Origin of the sequence: Enterobacter sp. 118C5, assembly GCF_034107645.1 — a bacterium.
GTDB classification, from domain to species: domain Bacteria; phylum Pseudomonadota; class Gammaproteobacteria; order Enterobacterales; family Enterobacteriaceae; genus Enterobacter; species Enterobacter nematophilus.
The window spans coordinates 958,850-975,627 of record NZ_JAWNEU010000001.1; the positions used below are offsets into that span (position 1 = coordinate 958,850).

Genomic DNA, 16,778 nt, shown 5'->3' on the forward strand with positions numbered 1-16,778 from the left:
CACTCCACCTGGTAGTTATACGGATTGCAATTTGTCGTACGCCCGGCTCGCCTGTACCAGGCTGGTGACGCCGAGCTTGGCAAACGCCGCCGCGCGGTGCGCTTCCACGGTTCTCGGGGAAAGATTCAGACGTGCAGCCACCTCTTTGTTACTGCACCCTTCCATCAGTACGGTCAACACCTCGTGCTCCCGCGCGGTTAGCTGTTCAAAGCGTGCTTTGATCTGCGAAATATCCTGCCAGGCGGCAGACCGTCGCTGGCTCTCCTCAAAGGCCAGCCCAACCGTTTCGATTAGCTTATCGGCGTCTAACGGCTTGGTGAAAAACTCAAACACGCCGTTGCGAAACGCGCGCCGGCAGGCGTCGATCGTTCCGTGCCCGGTCATAATAATCACCGGCAGCAGCGGCCAGGGCCATTCGCCCTCTTCCAGCCACGTCAGCCCGCCTTTGCCCGGCATGCGCATATCCAGCAGCAGACAGCCGACAAGCGCCGATTGACCGTCCTGCGTTTTCGTAAAGGCTTCGACGCTCTCAAACGTCTTAACCTGCCAGCCCATTCCCGACAGTAAAAACGCCAGGGATTCTCTGATGGACTCGTCGTCATCGATGAGCCAGACAACCTTATCCATGCTTTGTCTCCTCTCCTGCTGCCAGCTGCAAGCGGACCTGCGCCCCACCCTGCGGGGCATTGCCCAGGGTAATCGAGCCGTTCATGCGCGTTATCAACGTTTCCGTTAACGTCATCCCCAGCCCAATTCCGCCGGGGCGTCCGCTAAAGAATGGCATAAATGCGTTCTGCAGAGCATCCGGGCTAAACCCGGGCCCGCCGTCGGTCAGGGTAACCAGAATGCCCTTCTCATTTTTCTGACTGTCGATTCGCACCCAGCCGTGCGTGCTCTCCTGCTGCGCCTGAATCGCATTGCTGAGCAGATTGTGCAGGATCTGCTCCAGCCAGAGTCGGTCCGCCAGCACGGTCGTAGCATCCACAGCAAATACATGGATGACCGCGATACGCCGGGATTTAAGCTCGTGCTCCAGTAAATTCTCCACCTGCAGCCAGCACTGCACCAGATCGGTTTCGCGCAGGGTCACCTTCTCCTGAACAACATGCTCGCGAAACCGCGTCAGCAAGGCGCTGATACGCTGCGTTTGCAGCAGCGCGGCCGCGAGCGCCTGCGACACGGCCTGCGGGTTATCCTGCTGCTGCTGTCGCTGCGCCCCCTGGATCCAGGTTTGCACGGCGGTCAGCGGCTGGTTGATTTCATGGACGATGCCCGCGGTGATCTCCCCCAGCGTGTTAAGCCTGGCATGCTGATAATATATTGCACGCTGCTCGGCCTGCTGGCGCTGTTTGCGCTGCCAGAGCACGGTTCCCGCCCCCGCAATCACCATCCCCCACGTCAGAAAGAGCAGCGGATACGCCAGCCAGGAGACTCTGAACCAGTCCGGATCTGCCGCGGCAGAGAGAGTAAAGGGCTGAGTATGCTGCGGGAAGGTGCGCTGCCAGTGCCAGAAAGCGTCTGTAGACCACGGCCGATCGTTATTCGAGAGGTTCAGATGCAGCTCTGCAAAGCTATGGCTCGGCGCAAGCAGCGCGCTTAAGTCGATCAGGACGCGGATCTGCCGCCACGGGTTGTATAGCCAGTACTGAACGCCGCGAAACGGCTCAACGCGGGCCGCGTCGAGCGCGCGACCGTTAGTTTTTTCCAGGGCCTTAATATGGGGGAATTTTTTGCGTAACGCGGTGATATCTTCATCGCCGGTCAGAAGCGGAAGCACCGACTCGTTTTGCGTCAGAACGGCGCCGATCGCCGAATACAGCGCGGTAAACTCGCGATCGCGCTCCCAGAACTGGCGGCGTATCTGTTCCGCATACAGCAGCACGCCGCTTATCAGGCAGACTAGCACCCACAGCGCGATGCTGCGCTTTATCATCTTTTTTATGCTCATAGCGTTAACTGGCACTGTCATTCAGACTGACGACATTACCAGTTAACGATGATGAGAACAAAAAAACGCGGCGCGATCAGATCTCCGGCGTTTTGCTAAAGCCGGTCAGCATCAGGATCAGGCTTTGCGGGGAGGATGCCGTCTCAAACTGATAGTGATTTCCCTGACGATCGCCGCCGATGTACCACGAAATCTCGGTTTTCCCTTCTGCCAGCGCCTTGCGCACCGCTTTATCCACGTCCACTATCCGGTATTCGCGGGAGTGGTTAAGGTAAAGCACCGCATCCGAACGGTAGTTACAGGCTGGCCGCGACTGCCAGCTCACGCTGGCCGGATCCCAGTCGTTGCTTGCCGGATAGAAGAAGATTTGATCCGCGCCGTTGGTTTCCACTTTCCCGCCATAAATCCGCACGCGGTATTTAAACTGCGACGGATCCTGTCCGGCTGGCAGCGGGGGAATGTGGAACTTCACCAGCGACAGCGTTTCGCTGTTTTTCGTGCGTCCGCCGTTTTGCCAGTTATCCTGCACCAGCAGGGCCTGGGGATCGGGCTGGGAAAGCGCTGGCTCCAGGCTGCTGAGCCAGACGTTGGCCTTCGCCTTTGAATAACCGTACGGAACGGTGGTGCCGCAGTCCAGCCCGCGGTTCATGCACAGGTCGGTCATAAAGCGCGCGGCGTCTTCCGTCCAGCCGTTCATAAAGTCAGCATGCGCCGTATACAGGCTCCCCCACCGCTCTTCACGCTCGTCGCCGTGCATGATGGGGTCGAGGGAAAGCTGCGCTTTACTGGTATCGAGCGAGCTAATCGTCGGGAGCACGTACGCAATGTTCATGTTCACGGTGGGAATTTTCACCGGGAAGTCGGACGGGCACTGCCCTTTGGTGTCGTAGGTGGCGTTGACCAGACCGTGGGCGGGCTTAAGATTTACCCCATCCCAGCAGTTTGGAAACTGAATGCCGATATTAAACTGCACGGCATCGTTCGCCTTGCGTAAGCCGCAGACCTCACCCGTTTTGGTGGTGTAGCCGTGGCCGTTAGCGCACAGGAAGGTGATATGTGGATTCGGCTCGGTGCCGTGATGATCGCCCGCCAGCAGCGATAGCCCCGCCGGGAACGGGTGCAGCGGCCAGGCGTCCACGTTCGATGCCTGATAATAGGTTTTTTGATAGGCAGGTTTGACCACCGTTCCGTCAGGCAATTTCAGAGAGGGTGCCCAGTAGGCCGAGCTGTCTGCTTTATTATCGCAGGTGGTCTTTTCATGCGTACGCAGCGATTCGCGGCTGGAGAAGGCATCCGTTTGCACGTTGCCAAAAAAATCGTGGAGCATGGCCTCATTGGGCATGCCGTACATCATAATGGCATCGTCGCCGAGCGTGTGTGAGTAACCGCAGACGACGTGCGCCTGTGGCGCAGCGTGTGCCGCCTGCATGGCAATCAGTAGTGCGGTGGCAGAAAGTGCCGGGGTGAGTATTATCCGTTTCATTATCATCTCCTTCTGAGAAAGGAGATATTGGTAACAAAACGGCTACGGTTTACCGAGGATTTGCCCGCGTATTTTTCCGTTCATCCCTGCTTTACACGCATCACGCACAGCTCATTCCAGTACGTTTCGCGCGTGCGGCGAAGTTCAGCGTGGCGTTTTATCATGGAACCACTCCGGGTCTATGTTGGCGACGTCCACGCCATAGAGGCTGGCAACAGGCAGTATTGACTCAAGAACACGCTGCGCGCTGTTCTCCGCATTCGCGGGCCGGGTCGCAAAAAACCGCCGTAGCGTGCCGATCCATTTTTTCATCGTCTTTACCCCTCTCGCTTTACCTGAGTTCAGTAAAACACGCCTCCATCAGGGAGAGGAAATAACAATAACGACTGTTGATATGCAGGATCTGAGTAACATGCGAAACGCTGACGCCTTACCCGGCCAGCGCCTTAACCACCGTTTCCATCGCTTCGGTTGTCAGTGCGCTGCGCTTGATGCGCTGGTTCGCCAGCGCGGTTCGCAGCACGCCCGCAATGACAATATGCTTCGGCTCCTGCCCTAAATCACGCATCTCCAGCACCACCTTTCCGACCACCCGGCACATCTCCTGGTACAGCGCTTCATCTTTGGTCACGTTACCCATCGTCATCACTCCATTGCCTGTTAAACGTTGAGCTTAAATGATTCTCCCCCCGGATACAAAAAAGAAGCCCGGCGAGGATCTCGCCGGGCTTCATCTGTAAAATCAAATAATTAGTTGTTTACTGGAATGACCGCGCCTTTGTATTTGGTACGGATCCAGTCCTGAATCTCTTTGGAGTGCAGCACGTTCACCAGCGCGACGATGTCTTTCTTCTTCTCGTCGCCGCGATGCACGGTAATGATGTTGGCGTACGGGTTGTTTTCACCGCTCTCTACCGCAATCGGGTCATGAACCGGGTCCAGACCGGCGTCAATCGCGTAGTTGGCGTTAATCACCACCGCGTCGCCTTCGTCGTTGTTGTACATCTGCGGCAGCAGGGACGCTTCCACGTTCGGCGTGAACTTCAGCTTTTTCGGGTTCTCAACGATATCGCTGATGCGCGCCGTCACTTTGTCGATGCCCGGCTTCAGCTTGATCACGCCCTCTTTTTCGAAGATGGAGAGAATACGGCCTTCTTCGGAAACCGCATCACGCATGATGATCTTGCCGCCTTCCGGCAGGTCCTTCAGGGATTTGTATTTTTTGGAGTAGATGCCGATTGGCTCAATGTGGATCGCGCCCGCACTGACAAAATCGTAGTCCTTATCCCCCGCGTGATCCTTCAGGACGCTGTTCAGGTAAGGGATGTGCTGGAAGTAGTTGGCGTCGATGTCACGTCCGGCCAGCGCGGTGTTGGGCAGAATGTAGTCCTGGAACGGTTTAATCTCCAGATCGATACCCTGCTTCGCCAGAATCGGCTTGGCCTGCTCCAGAATTTCGGCGTGTGGGGTGTTGGACGCGCCCACGGTCAGGGTGTCGGCCCAGGAGGCGAAGCTCAGGGCGCTCAGGGTGGCGGCGGCGATCAGCGTCAGTGTCTTTTTCATGATGTGGTTCCTGTGTGTTTTATTAGCGTTTATCTAACAGTGAAGTAATGACATCGCCGCAGAACTGGATAATGAAAACGATGATTAAAATGGTCACCGTTGCCACCAGCGTGACGTCACCATGGTTGCGCTGGAATCCTTCCAGATAAGCCAGATTTCCCAAACCGCCGGCGCCAATCACCCCCGCCATTGCGCTGTAGCTCACCAGCGCAATCAGCGTCACCGTAATACCTGAAACCAGTGCAGGTGATGATTCCGGCAGTAAAACCCGAAACACTAGCGTGCTCAGTCGTGCGCCCATCGAGCGCGTTGCTTCTATGACCCCTTTGTCCACTTCGCGCAGGGCGATCTCCACCAGGCGCGCGTAGAACGGCGCGGCGCCGACAATCAGTGCCGGCAGCGCCGCGTTAGCACCAAGGATGGTACCGACAACGGTCTTGGTGAACGGGATGAGCAGGACGATTAAAATGATGAACGGAATAGAGCGGAACACGTTCACCACGATCGAAATGACGCTGTAGACCGTGCGGTTGTGGAACAAGCCACCGCGCGCGGTTAAAAACAGCGCCAGGCCCAGCACGATGCCCAGAACAAAGGTCGCCACGCCGGAAAGCGCGGTCATATACAGCGTCTCCAGCGTGGCAGCCCAGAGCTGATCCCACTTGAGATGCGGAAAGAGATTCTCAGCCATGTTTAATTACCTCGCCTTCAATATCGCTTTGCTTCAGGTCGGTGAGGATATTGTTCAGTTGTTCATCGGAGGCCACCACGTGGACCCAGAGCTGCCCGAAAACACCGTGGGCGGTTTGCGTCATTTTTCCGTGCAGGATGTTAAACGGCAGGCCGTAGCGCAGGGTTAATTCCCCGACAATCGGCTTATGGGTGCTGTGCCCGGTAAAGGTCAGCCTGATCACCGTGCCTTCCAGATCGTTTGCCAGTTCGGTATTGAAGGTCTCTTCCTCTGCGTACTGACTCACCTGGCGGACGAACTGCCGGGTGATGGGCTGCTGTGGATGGGTAAAGACGCTCAGCACGTCGCCCTCTTCCACGACTTTACCGTTCTCCATCACCGCCACGCGGTCGCAGATTTTGCGCACCACGTGCATCTCGTGCGTGATCAGCACGATGGTGAGTTTGAAGCGGCGGTTAATGTCCAGCAGCAGATCGAGGATCTGATCGGTGGTCTGCGGGTCGAGCGCGGACGTGGCCTCATCGCAGAGCAGCACGTCGGGGTTGTTGGCCAGCGCGCGCGCAATCCCCACGCGCTGTTTTTGCCCGCCGCTCAGCTGCGACGGGTACGCATTCTCGCGCCCCTTCAGGCCAACCAGTTCCACCAGTTCGGCGACGCGCGCCTTAATGTTAGCTTTTGGCACACCGGCGATTTGCATCGAGAAAGCAATGTTCTCGCTCACCGTGCGCGACCACAGCAGGTTGAAGTGCTGAAACACCATGCTGATCTTCAGGCGCGCCTGGCGCAGCGCTTCACCTTTTGCGGCGGAGATATCCTGCCCGTTAATGGTGACGCTCCCGGCGCTGGGTTTCTCCAGACCGTTCAGCAGGCGAATCAGCGTGCTTTTCCCGGCCCCGCTGTAGCCGATAATGCCGTAAATTTGTCCCTGGTCTATCGTCAAATTGACGTTATCAACGGCGGTCAGCGCGACTTTTCCGTTGTCAAAAACCTTCGAAATATTCCTGAGTACGATCATTCTTATACGTTATCCGTTGCGCATATAGCGGTTTAGCAGTATGGATGTCCAAACGATAGTAAACAGGCGTTATCAGCTTTGAAATGAACAAAAAAGCATGTCTTATAACTTTCGGAAATAAACAGCGAGTTTGCCGGGCGGGAAGTATTTAGACTAATTTCAGCAATGATTATCTGCCAGACGCATATGTGCTGGCTTACCTTCCGTAAAAGCGGTCATTTTTTCAGCATTTTATGCCGATATAGCCATCCTCACATCCAGACAACTGTACGTCTTGCTGTCCTGACATCCAAAAACGGCATTTATATTCCTTTCTGTTCTAAACGGCAGTGAATGGTTCTTTATTGAGAAAATTTCACCGCCCTATCATCCCGTCATGACATCCAGAAAGGAAAACATCATGACGATTTACCACTCCGTCACCGAACTGATTGGCCGCACGCCGCTGATCCAGCTGCATAAGCTTGATACCGGCCCCTGCTCGCTGTTTCTGAAGCTGGAAAACCAGAACCCCGGCGGCTCGATTAAAGACCGCGTTGCGCTGTCGATGATTAACGAAGCGGAGCGCACCGGCCAGCTGCAGCCGGGCGGCACAATTATTGAGGCAACGGCGGGGAATACCGGCCTCGGCCTGGCCCTGATCGCCGCCCAGAAAGGCTACTCGCTGATCCTGGTGGTGCCGGACAAAATGAGCCGCGAGAAGATTTTCCACCTGCGCGCGCTGGGTGCCCAGGTGGTGCTGACCCGCTCCGACGTCAACAAGGGCCACCCCGCCTATTACCAGGATTACGCCCGGCGCCTGGCCAACGAGCTGCCCGGCGCGTTTTATATCGACCAGTTTAATAACGAGGCCAATCCGCTGGCGCACCGCACCACCACGGCACCGGAGCTGTATGAGCAGCTTGACGGCAGGATTGACGCCATCGTGGTGGGCGTCGGTTCAGGCGGGACGCTGGGCGGCCTGCAGGCGTGGTTCGCCGAGCACTCGCCGCACACGGAGTTTGTCCTGGCTGACCCCGCCGGGTCGGTTCTTGCCGACCAGGTCGAAACCGGACGCTACCACGACGCGGGCTCCTGGCTGGTAGAGGGAATTGGCGAAGACTTTATTCCGCCGCTGGCCCACATCGAAGGGGTGAATCGCGCCTGGCGCATCACCGACCGGGAAGCCTTCACCACCGCACGCGAGCTGCTGAAAACGGAAGGTATTCTGGCGGGCTCTTCCAGCGGCACGCTGCTGGCGGCGGCGCTGAAATACTGCCAGGCGCAGACCATACCTAAACGCGTGGTGACCTTCGCCTGCGACAGCGGCAATAAATATCTCTCGAAGATGTTCAACGACGACTGGATGCGCCAGCAGGGGCTTATCACGCGCCCTCAGGCGGGCGATCTCTCCGACTACATCGCCCTGCGCCACGATGAAGGCGCCACCGTCACTGTCGCTCCGGACGACACGCTTTCCACCGTGCTGGCACGCATGCGCCTGTATGACATCTCCCAGCTGCCGGTCCTTGAGAGCGGCAAGGTGGTGGGCATTATCGACGAGTGGGATCTGCTGCGGCATATCGGCGGCGACGGCGACCGCTTTGCCCTGCCGGTCACGGCGGCCATGACCCGTCAGGTGGAATTCCTCGACAAACGCGCCCCGGAGAGTGCCCTGCACGCCATCTTCGACCGCGGTCTGGTGGCCGTGATTAACGACAATGACCGTTTTCTCGGCCTGATTACGCGCAGCGACGTCCTGACCGCGTGGCGCAATCGTCTACAGTAATAAAGGATTAAACGATGAAAAACCTGGCAACCCTGAGCGTCCACAGCGGCGCGTTTAACGACCAGCACGGCGCCGTCATGCCGCCGATTTACGCCACGTCGACGTTTGCGCAACCGTCACCCGGAGAGCATACCGGCTATGAGTATTCCCGCAGCGGCAACCCTACGCGCCACGCGCTGGAAACCGCCATCGCCGAGCTCGAAGGCGGCACGCGCGGCTACGCCTTTGCCTCCGGTCTCGCCGCCATCTCCACGGTGCTCGAACTGCTGGATAAAGACAGCCATATCGTCGCCATTGATGACGTTTACGGCGGGACGTATCGCCTGATCGAAAACGTACGCAAGCGCAGCACCGGCCTGCGGGTCAGCTGGGTTAAGCCGGACGATTTAGCCGGGCTTGAGGCCGCCATTCGCCCGGACACGCGCATGGTGTGGGTGGAAACGCCGACCAACCCGCTTCTGAAGCTGGCGGATCTGGCGGCCATTGCCGCTATCGCGCGGCGTCATAACGTCATCAGCGTGGCGGATAACACCTTCGCGTCGCCGGCGATCCACCGCCCGCTGGCGTCGGGTTTCGATATCGTGGTGCACTCCGCCACCAAATACCTTAACGGCCACTCTGACGTGGTGGCCGGGCTGGCGGTGGTGGGTGATAACCCGGCGCTGGCGGACCAGCTTGGCTATCTGCAAAACGCGGTCGGCGGCGTCCTGGATCCCTTTAGCAGCTTCCTGACCCTGCGCGGTATCCGCACGCTTGCGCTGAGGGTAGAAAAGCACAGCAGCAACGCGCTGGAGATTGCGCAATGGCTGGCGCAGCATCCTCTGGTCGAAAAAGTGTTCTATCCCGGCCTGGAATCGCATCCGCAGTATCAGCTTGCCCGCACGCAGATGGCCCTGCCGGGTGGGATGATTTCCGTCGTGGTGAAAGGCGATGCGCAACGCGCTAGCGAGGTGATTCGCAACCTGAAGCTGTTCACCCTCGCGGAAAGCCTGGGCGGCGTGGAGAGCCTGGTGAGCCAGCCCTACAGCATGACGCACGCCTCGATTCCGCTGGAGCAACGGCTGGCAAACGGTATTGTGCCGCAGCTGATTCGCCTGTCGGTGGGCATTGAAGATCCGAAAGACCTGATTGCCGACCTCAGCCAGGCGCTGCAAAAATAGGCAAAATGCGGCAGGTCGATCGCCTGCCGCCAAAAGTTGTCATCATGGCTTAACGCCTTGATAACAATATTATGTGAAACGGCATTGATTAATTCTGAAACGCCGTATCCATTTTCCTTTTATCTTAAAATCAGCGTATAATGCGCGCCAAATCCCTGGTGAATGGTTTCAGCGCTTGGAATACAAAAAACAACCTAAAACTTCCCCTCTCCTTCGTTGGGCTGTCACTCAGGCACACTTTCTTCTGCACGCTCATTTGATGTCTCCTATCCTTAGTGCGTGTCATATACTCTTTTGCAACACAGGTTTGACTCCGCGGCGGTGCGCCCCCGGAGCGAGATTTCCATATCCTTCCCAACTTAAAGACTAAGACTGTCATGAAAAAGACGAAAATTGTTTGTACTATCGGCCCGAAAACCGAATCCGAAGAGATGCTGAGCAAAATGCTGGACGCCGGCATGAACGTGATGCGTCTGAACTTTTCCCACGGTGACTACGCGGAACACGGTCAGCGTATCCAGAACTTGCGCAACGTGATGAGCAAGACCGGTAAAAAAGCGGCGATCCTGCTCGATACCAAAGGTCCGGAAATCCGTACCATCAAACTGGAAGGCGGTAACGACGTCTCTCTGAAAGCGGGCCAGACCTTCACCTTCACTACCGACAAATCCGTTGTCGGTAACAGCGAAATCGTTGCGGTAACCTATGAAGGCTTCACCACCGATCTGTCTGTGGGTAACACCGTGCTGGTCGACGATGGTCTGATCGGTATGGAAGTGACCGCTATCGAAGGTAACAAAGTTATCTGTAAAGTGCTGAACAACGGCGACCTGGGCGAAAACAAAGGCGTTAACCTGCCGGGCGTTTCTATCGCGCTGCCAGCACTGGCTGAGAAAGACAAACAGGACCTGATCTTCGGCTGCGAACAGGGCGTTGACTTCGTTGCGGCGTCCTTCATCCGTAAGCGTTCCGACGTGGTTGAAATTCGTGAGCACCTGAAAGCCCACGGTGGCGAGAAGATCCAGATCATCTCCAAAATCGAAAACCAGGAAGGCCTGAACAACTTCGACGAAATCCTCGAAGCGTCTGACGGCATCATGGTTGCACGTGGCGACCTGGGCGTTGAAATCCCGGTTGAAGAAGTGATCTTCGCGCAGAAGATGATGATCGAGAAATGTGTTCGCGCGCGTAAAGTGGTTATCACCGCTACGCAGATGCTGGACTCCATGATCAAAAACCCACGCCCTACCCGCGCTGAAGCAGGCGACGTGGCGAACGCCATCCTCGACGGTACCGATGCAGTGATGCTGTCCGGTGAATCCGCGAAAGGGAAATACCCTCTGGAAGCGGTCGGCATCATGGCGACCATCTGCGAACGTACAGACCGCGTGATGACCAGCCGTCTGGACTTCAACAACGACAGCCGCAAGCTGCGCATCACCGAAGCAGTATGCCGCGGTGCGGTAGAAACCGCTGAGAAACTGGAAGCGCCACTGATTGTGGTTGCGACTCAGGGCGGTAAATCTGCGCGCGCAGTGCGTAAATACTTCCCGGATGCCACCATCCTGGCCCTGACCACCAACGAAACCACCGCACGTCAGCTGGTGCTGAGCAAAGGCGTGGTTGCGCACCTGGTCAAAGAGATCGCCTCTACTGACGATTTCTACATTCAGGGTAAAGCAATGGCTCTGGAAAGCGGTCTGGCGCAGAAAGGCGACGTTGTTGTGATGGTTTCTGGTGCACTGGTACCAAGCGGAACAACCAACACTGCCTCCGTTCACGTGCTGTAATAATTCACGAACGAATTAAATTTGATAAAAAGCGCCCAATGGGTGCTTTTTTTATTAGCGGTATTAGCCAAATTCATTCAAAAAGCAAATCGGGTTTTTCTATTTAAATGCGATTTATCTAAGATGAATCCGATGAAAAATGCCTTTTTTTACATAGCTTTTTACTCAAAACGCACTGATTCGATGCTTCTTTGAGCGAACGATCAAAAATAGGCGTATTCCCATCAAAAAAATATTCTCAACCCAAAAAAGTTTGTGTAATACTTGTAACGCTACATGGAGATTAACTCAATCTAGAGGGTATTAATAATGAATCGTACTAAACTGGTACTGGGCGCGGTAATCCTGGGTTCTACTCTGCTGGCTGGTTGCTCCAGCAACGCTAAAATCGATCAGCTGTCTTCTGACGTTCAGACTCTGAACGCTAAAGTTGACCAGCTGAGCAACGACGTGAACGCAATGCGTTCCGACGTTCAGGCTGCTAAAGACGACGCAGCTCGCGCTAACCAGCGTCTGGACAACCAGGCTACTAAATACCGTAAGTAATAGTACCTGTTAATAAAATGGCGCACATTGTGCGCCATTTTTTTTGCCTGCGTCAAACCCCTACTGCGTTACCTTCTCCCCTTCCTCTTCTGCTACCGCAGCAGACACCCGGCTGTTCTGCACTGACAACACGCTGTTGCTGGCCGACGGACCGCTGCCCGCGGATACAACCACCGGGATCCCCGCACGGCGCGCCAGCGCTTTATCAATAAGCGCTTTATCGCTTCCGGACTGAGAAACAAAGGCGGCAAAGTCTGCGGAGTGGGTAATGGGCGAAATTTGCGGGTTCTCGCCTTCCACCTGCGCCAGCGGACGGTGGACCTCAATATAGCGCTTGCCGTCCGGCTCAACCGAGAATTTGACCGGCTCATTGATAATTTGTACCCGCGTGCCGACCCGCACCTGCTCAAACAGGGCTTTAATATCCGGGGCGTTCATTCGCATACAGCCGGAACTGACGCGCAGGCCTACGCTGTCCGGCGCGCTGGTGCCGTGAATAAGATATTCCCCATTACCAATACCCAGACGCAGTGCGTAACGCCCCAGCGGGTTATTTGGTCCTGCCGGGACGACGGGAGGCAATTTAATTCCCTGGGCCAGGGAACGCGCTCGGATGCCCGCCGTTGGCGTCCAGGTTGGATTAGGTATTTTTTGGCTAACGCGGGTGGTGCTTACCGGCGTTTCCAGCCCCAGCTGTCCGATGCCGAGCGGGAATACCTGGACAATATTTTCTCCCGGCGGGAAGTAGTAGAGCCGAAGCTCGGCCAGGTTCACCACAATGCCCTCGCGGGGCGTATCCGGCAGCAGCATCTGCGACGGGATGGTGATAACGGTACCCGGTGCGGGGTTTACCGGCGCAATGGTATTGTTCGTTTCAAGGATCACCTGCGCCGCGGTATTAAACCGACGGGCGATGGTCTGAAGCTTATTATCCCCTTCCTGTATCGTGTAGGTTTGATTTTGCCCAATCAGGCGGCTGCCTGCGGGCGGCAACGGATAGTCCATCGCGCGGGCCGAATTAAACGTACCGAGCGAACTGAGGAGTAATAGAGTTATTAGAGACGCGCGCTTCATGCTGAGATTCCTTATTCACTGGCAGGATGCCAGAAAGCTGAAAAACCAGCGAGGCGGGAACCACCTCGCGAAACAGAATGAATGCTGTTCTGTAAGTCTAGCTAAGGATTGCAGCTTTGGCGCGAATGGCGCGAATCATCGCTTCCAGCCCCTGGGAGCGGGACGGGGTGAGGTGTTGGGTCAGGGCCATTTTTTCAAACCACGGGCGGACATCGAACGCGACAATATCCTGCGCCGACATCCGGTGGTAAAGAATAAAGACCACCGCAATCAGCCCTTTTACAATGGCCGCATCGCTGTCGCCGTGCAGTGCGATTGTGCCGTCATCAGACTGCTCCATCACGATCCACACCTGGCTCTGGCAGCCCTGAATAATGTTTTCCGGGTTATGCGCCTCTTCTCCGAGCGGCGGCAGACGCTGCCCCAGCTCGATGATGTAAAGGTACTTCTCTTCCCAGTTTGCACAACGCCCAAAGTTGCGCAGCAATTTGTCTCTGTCCGGCAGTTCTGCCATCTTTTGCCTCTTCTTAGCCCAACAGCTGGTGAATGCGCTTAAGCCCCGCCACCAGCCTGTCGACCTCTTCCATTGTGTTATACATCACCAGCGATGCGCGGCACATTGCCGGAACCTGGTAAAAGGCCATCAGCGGCATGGCGCAGTGGTGCCCGGTCCGGACGGCCACGCCGTAGTTATCGAGGAAGCTGCCCACGTCATAGGCGTGGTGTTTCCCCAGGTTAAACGCAATTACGCCCTGCCGGTCAGCCGGGCCATACAGGGTAAGATCCGGCACGCTGGCAAGCTCCTGCAGCGCGTAGTGCATCAGCAGCTGTTCGTACTCCTGGATGGCGTCCAGGCCGATTGCTGAGACGTAAGACACCGCCGCCCCCAGGCCGATAATCCCACCGGTATTGGGGGTGCCCGCCTCGAAACGCCACGGCGCTCGGGCGTAGGTCGTCCCTTCCGTCAGGCTGACGGTGGCGATCATCGATCCCCCCCCTTCCCACGGCGGCATCGCCTGCAGGATGTCCTCTTTCACATACAGCACGCCGATCCCAGTAGGCCCATAGAGCTTATGCCCGGAAAATACGTAGAAATCGCAGTCCAGCGCCTGCACGTCCACCGCGTGGTGCATCACCGCCTGCGCGCCGTCAATCAGCACCTTCGCGCCGGCCTGATGGGCTTTTGCGATAATCTCTGCCACCGGGTTTTCGGTGCCCAGCACGTTAGAGACCTGGGTGACCGCCACCAGCCGCGTCCTGTCGTCCAGCAGGGCGTCAAGCTGCTCAAGCTGCAGCGTGCCGTCTTCGTTCAACGGAACGACCCGCAGCTGCGCGCCGACACGCTCGCAGAGCATCTGCCACGGCACAATATTGGCGTGGTGCTCCATCTGGGTGATGATGATGTTATCCCCCGCGCGCACCTGGGCGTTTCCCCAGCTGTTGGCGACAAGGTTAATCCCCTCGGTGGTGCCGCGCACAAACACCAGCTCTTCCGGCAGGCGCGCATTGAGGAAGGCTGCAATTTGCGTGCGCACGTTTTCCATGCGCTGGGTCGCCTCGGCGCTCAGGGTATGAATACCGCGATGCACGGCGGCGTAGCCGTGGCGGTAAAACTCGGCTTCCGCATCCACCACCTGATTCGGCTTCTGCGCGCTGGCCGCGCTGTCAAGATAGGCCAGCGGCAGGCCGTTCACTTCACGGGTCAGAACCGGGAAATCGGCCCGCACTTTTTCTACGGGAAAACTCATGCTTCGCCTCCGGGCAGACGCTGACCAATGCGGGCCAGCACCTGCTGCTTCAATACGCCATCGTGCAGCGCTTCCGTAAGCTCCGCCGCAAAGGCGTAGATGATCATTTTCTGCGCCGCCTGCCGGTCGATGCCGCGCGAGCGCAGGTAGAACATTTGCTCATCGTCGATCCGCCCGACCGTCGCGCCGTGGCTGCATTTTACGTCGTCGGCGTAGATCTCCAGCTGCGGCTTGGTGTCAACTTCCGCCAGGCGCCCCAGCAGCAGATTGTTGTTGGTCATCTGCCCGTCGGTTTTGATGGCGTGCTGGGCCACGTTAATCAGGCCGTTAAACACCGCCCGCCCTTTATCGCTGACGATGGTTTTGTGCAGCTGGCGGCTGTTGCAGTAGCCTTTGTTGTGCTCAAGCCAGGTGCGCGTGTCGCACACTTCTGATTTGACCGGCATCGCCAGGCTGTTGATGCGCAGCGTAGTGTTTTCTCCGTTAAGCTGCGTGCTGGTGTTGTGGCGCAGCACCGCGCCGCCGAGCAGAAAGCTGTGGCTGTACGCCGCGGCATCCTGGCCCAGCAGGATATCGTTATGGGCAAAATGGTGGCTCTGCGGATTCTCAAACGCCAGCTTAATGTGGTGAAGCTGCGCATTCGCGGCGACGTTCATCGTCAGCCTCGACCCGGTAAAGTGGCGGGTTTCGTTGAGACTGACGTAGTGCTCGATTACCGTGGCCTCCGCCCCCTCCGCCAGCTCAAGGTGATGGCGATAGTGCGCGGTATTAATTTCATCGCCGTCCAGTCCCTGGGTGATGTGCATCAGAAGCAGCGGTTTTACCGGGCGCTGGTTACGCTTCACGCGGATATGCGTCACGCTGCGGGCCAGGCTCTCGGTCAGGTGGAGAAATACTTCCGGCTGAACCGGGGCGCTCAGGCTCTGGCGATCGTCGTTAATGATGATATCGAACCCGCTTTCCTGGGCGTCGTCGCTCAGTTCAGGGCGCCAGACGCCGTCGACGAAGACCAGACGCACCGCATCCACCGTCAGCGCCAGGGCGTCGCGCCGGGCCGGGTCAATCTCCGCCAGACGCGTCACAAACTCGCCGTTCAGCAGGCCGTCGAGCGGGGTGTATTTCCAGTTCTCATGCTTACGCGTCGGCAGGCCGAGACGCAGCATCTGCTGCAGGTGCTGCTGCGCCTGCTCGGAGCGCGTATGCCCCTGCTCCTCAAACAGCCTGTGCCACTGCTGGAGCGCATTACTGCTGTTCGGTAAGCCAGCCATAGCCCTGCTCCTCCAGTTGTTTAACCAGCGTGAAATCACCGGATTTCACAATACGTCCCTGGTAAAGCACGTGGACGTAGTCCGGCTTGATGTAGTCCAGAATGCGCTGGTAGTGGGTGACGATAATGAACGAACGCTTGCCGTCGCGCAGGGCGTTCACCCCGTCGGCGACAATCTTCAGGGCGTCGATATCCAGACCGGAGTCCGTCTCATCCAGAATGCACAGCTCGGGCTCCAGCACCGCCATCTGCAGGATGTCGTTACGCTTTTTCTCACCGCCGGAGAAGCCAACGTTGACCGAGCGGGTCAGCAGGTCTTCCGGCATTTTGAGCAGCTTGATCTTCTCTTCCATCAGGTCCTGGAAGTCAAAGCGGTCCAGCGCCTCCTGGCCGCGATACTTGCGCACCGCATTCAGCGCCGTCTGGAGGAAGAACTGGTTGCTGACGCCCGGAATTTCCACCGGGTACTGGAAGGCCATAAAGATGCCCTCACCCGCGCGGTCTTCCGGCGACATCTCCAGCAGATCTTTGCCGTTGAATTCGACCGAGCCGCCAGTCACTTCGTAATCTTCGCGTCCCGCCAGCGTCGCTGAAAGCGTACTTTTCCCGGAGCCGTTCGGCCCCATGATGGCGTGAACTTCACCCGGCTTGACGTCAAAATTGAGACCGCGCAGGATGTCTTTCTCTTCCACGCTAACCTGTAAATCTTTAATGCTTAACATGTG

Annotated in this window: 17 protein-coding genes; 4 read left to right on the forward strand and 13 right to left on the reverse strand. The window is 57.2% G+C overall.

The window, feature by feature from the left end; translation table 11 throughout:
- Positions 1-15: 15 nt before the first annotated feature.
- The 8 genes from UTO39_RS04510 to UTO39_RS04545 all read right to left on the reverse strand — a co-directional run bounded on the left by UTO39_RS04510 (position 16) and on the right by UTO39_RS04545 (position 6,700).
- Positions 16-627, reverse strand: a complete 612-nt coding sequence (locus UTO39_RS04510) for a LuxR C-terminal-related transcriptional regulator (RefSeq protein ID WP_151413252.1) — start codon at positions 625-627, stop codon at positions 16-18.
- On the reverse strand, positions 620-1,933 hold the full coding sequence (locus UTO39_RS04515; RefSeq protein WP_320726582.1) for an ATP-binding protein: 1,314 nt from the start codon (positions 1,931-1,933) through the stop codon (positions 620-622). Before UTO39_RS04515 ends, UTO39_RS04510 begins: the two co-directional genes overlap by 8 nt.
- A 91-nt stretch (positions 1,934-2,024) precedes the next feature.
- Positions 2,025-3,431: a DUF1996 domain-containing protein gene (locus UTO39_RS04520; RefSeq protein ID WP_320726583.1), complete on the reverse strand. Its 1,407-nt coding sequence runs from the start codon at positions 3,429-3,431 to the stop codon at positions 2,025-2,027.
- A gap of 144 nt (positions 3,432-3,575) precedes the next feature.
- Positions 3,576-3,743, reverse strand: a complete 168-nt coding sequence (locus tag UTO39_RS04525) for a hypothetical protein (RefSeq protein WP_061098450.1) — start codon at positions 3,741-3,743, stop codon at positions 3,576-3,578.
- Between the two features lie 118 nt (positions 3,744-3,861).
- Positions 3,862-4,071, reverse strand: a complete 210-nt coding sequence (fumD, locus tag UTO39_RS04530) for a fumarate hydratase FumD (protein WP_028012876.1) — start codon at positions 4,069-4,071, stop codon at positions 3,862-3,864.
- 110 nt (positions 4,072-4,181) lie between these two features.
- Positions 4,182-4,994: a MetQ/NlpA family ABC transporter substrate-binding protein gene (locus UTO39_RS04535; RefSeq protein ID WP_061098451.1), complete on the reverse strand. Its 813-nt coding sequence runs from the start codon at positions 4,992-4,994 to the stop codon at positions 4,182-4,184.
- Between the two features lie 22 nt (positions 4,995-5,016).
- Positions 5,017-5,685, reverse strand: coding sequence for a methionine ABC transporter permease (locus UTO39_RS04540; RefSeq protein ID WP_008500617.1), 669 nt, complete (start codon positions 5,683-5,685; stop codon positions 5,017-5,019).
- The gene (locus UTO39_RS04545) at positions 5,678-6,700 is read right to left on the reverse strand and encodes an ATP-binding cassette domain-containing protein (protein WP_320726584.1); all 1,023 of its coding nucleotides are present in this window, start codon (positions 6,698-6,700) and stop codon (positions 5,678-5,680) included. The genes UTO39_RS04540 and UTO39_RS04545 overlap by 8 nt, the downstream gene beginning before the upstream one ends.
- 400 nt (positions 6,701-7,100) lie before the next feature.
- On the opposite strand from UTO39_RS04545, the gene UTO39_RS04550 reads away from it, so the two are divergent.
- The 4 genes from UTO39_RS04550 (at position 7,101) to lpp (ending at position 11,964) form a co-directional block, all read left to right on the forward strand.
- Complete coding sequence (locus UTO39_RS04550; RefSeq protein ID WP_320726585.1) at positions 7,101-8,468, forward strand: cystathionine beta-synthase; 1,368 nt, start codon at positions 7,101-7,103, stop codon at positions 8,466-8,468.
- Between the two features lie 14 nt (positions 8,469-8,482).
- Positions 8,483-9,628, forward strand: coding sequence for a PLP-dependent aspartate aminotransferase family protein (locus UTO39_RS04555; RefSeq protein ID WP_266178213.1), 1,146 nt, complete (start codon positions 8,483-8,485; stop codon positions 9,626-9,628).
- 377 nt (positions 9,629-10,005) lie between these two features.
- Complete coding sequence (pykF, locus tag UTO39_RS04560; RefSeq protein ID WP_151413248.1) at positions 10,006-11,418, forward strand: pyruvate kinase PykF; 1,413 nt, start codon at positions 10,006-10,008, stop codon at positions 11,416-11,418.
- A 309-nt stretch (positions 11,419-11,727) separates the two neighbouring features.
- Positions 11,728-11,964: a murein lipoprotein Lpp gene (gene lpp, locus UTO39_RS04565; RefSeq protein ID WP_001082307.1), complete on the forward strand. Its 237-nt coding sequence runs from the start codon at positions 11,728-11,730 to the stop codon at positions 11,962-11,964.
- Between the two features lie 60 nt (positions 11,965-12,024).
- Here the strand turns inward: lpp and UTO39_RS04570 are convergent, their stop codons facing one another.
- The 5 genes from UTO39_RS04570 to sufC all read right to left on the reverse strand — a co-directional run bounded on the left by UTO39_RS04570 (position 12,025) and on the right by sufC (position 16,775).
- Positions 12,025-13,038 (reverse strand): L,D-transpeptidase family protein, encoded by a 1,014-nt coding sequence (locus tag UTO39_RS04570; protein WP_061098455.1) that lies wholly within the window; start codon positions 13,036-13,038, stop codon positions 12,025-12,027.
- A 97-nt stretch (positions 13,039-13,135) separates the two neighbouring features.
- Positions 13,136-13,552, reverse strand: a complete 417-nt coding sequence (gene sufE, locus UTO39_RS04575; RefSeq protein WP_028012869.1) for a cysteine desulfuration protein SufE — start codon at positions 13,550-13,552, stop codon at positions 13,136-13,138.
- A gap of 13 nt (positions 13,553-13,565) precedes the next feature.
- On the reverse strand, positions 13,566-14,786 hold the full coding sequence (sufS, locus tag UTO39_RS04580; protein WP_151413247.1) for a cysteine desulfurase SufS: 1,221 nt from the start codon (positions 14,784-14,786) through the stop codon (positions 13,566-13,568).
- The gene (gene sufD, locus UTO39_RS04585; RefSeq protein ID WP_320726586.1) at positions 14,783-16,054 is read right to left on the reverse strand and encodes a Fe-S cluster assembly protein SufD; all 1,272 of its coding nucleotides are present in this window, start codon (positions 16,052-16,054) and stop codon (positions 14,783-14,785) included. The genes sufS and sufD overlap by 4 nt, the downstream gene beginning before the upstream one ends.
- The gene (sufC, locus tag UTO39_RS04590) at positions 16,029-16,775 is read right to left on the reverse strand and encodes a Fe-S cluster assembly ATPase SufC (RefSeq protein ID WP_116340441.1); all 747 of its coding nucleotides are present in this window, start codon (positions 16,773-16,775) and stop codon (positions 16,029-16,031) included. Before sufC ends, sufD begins: the two co-directional genes overlap by 26 nt.
- Positions 16,776-16,778 lie beyond the last annotated feature (3 nt).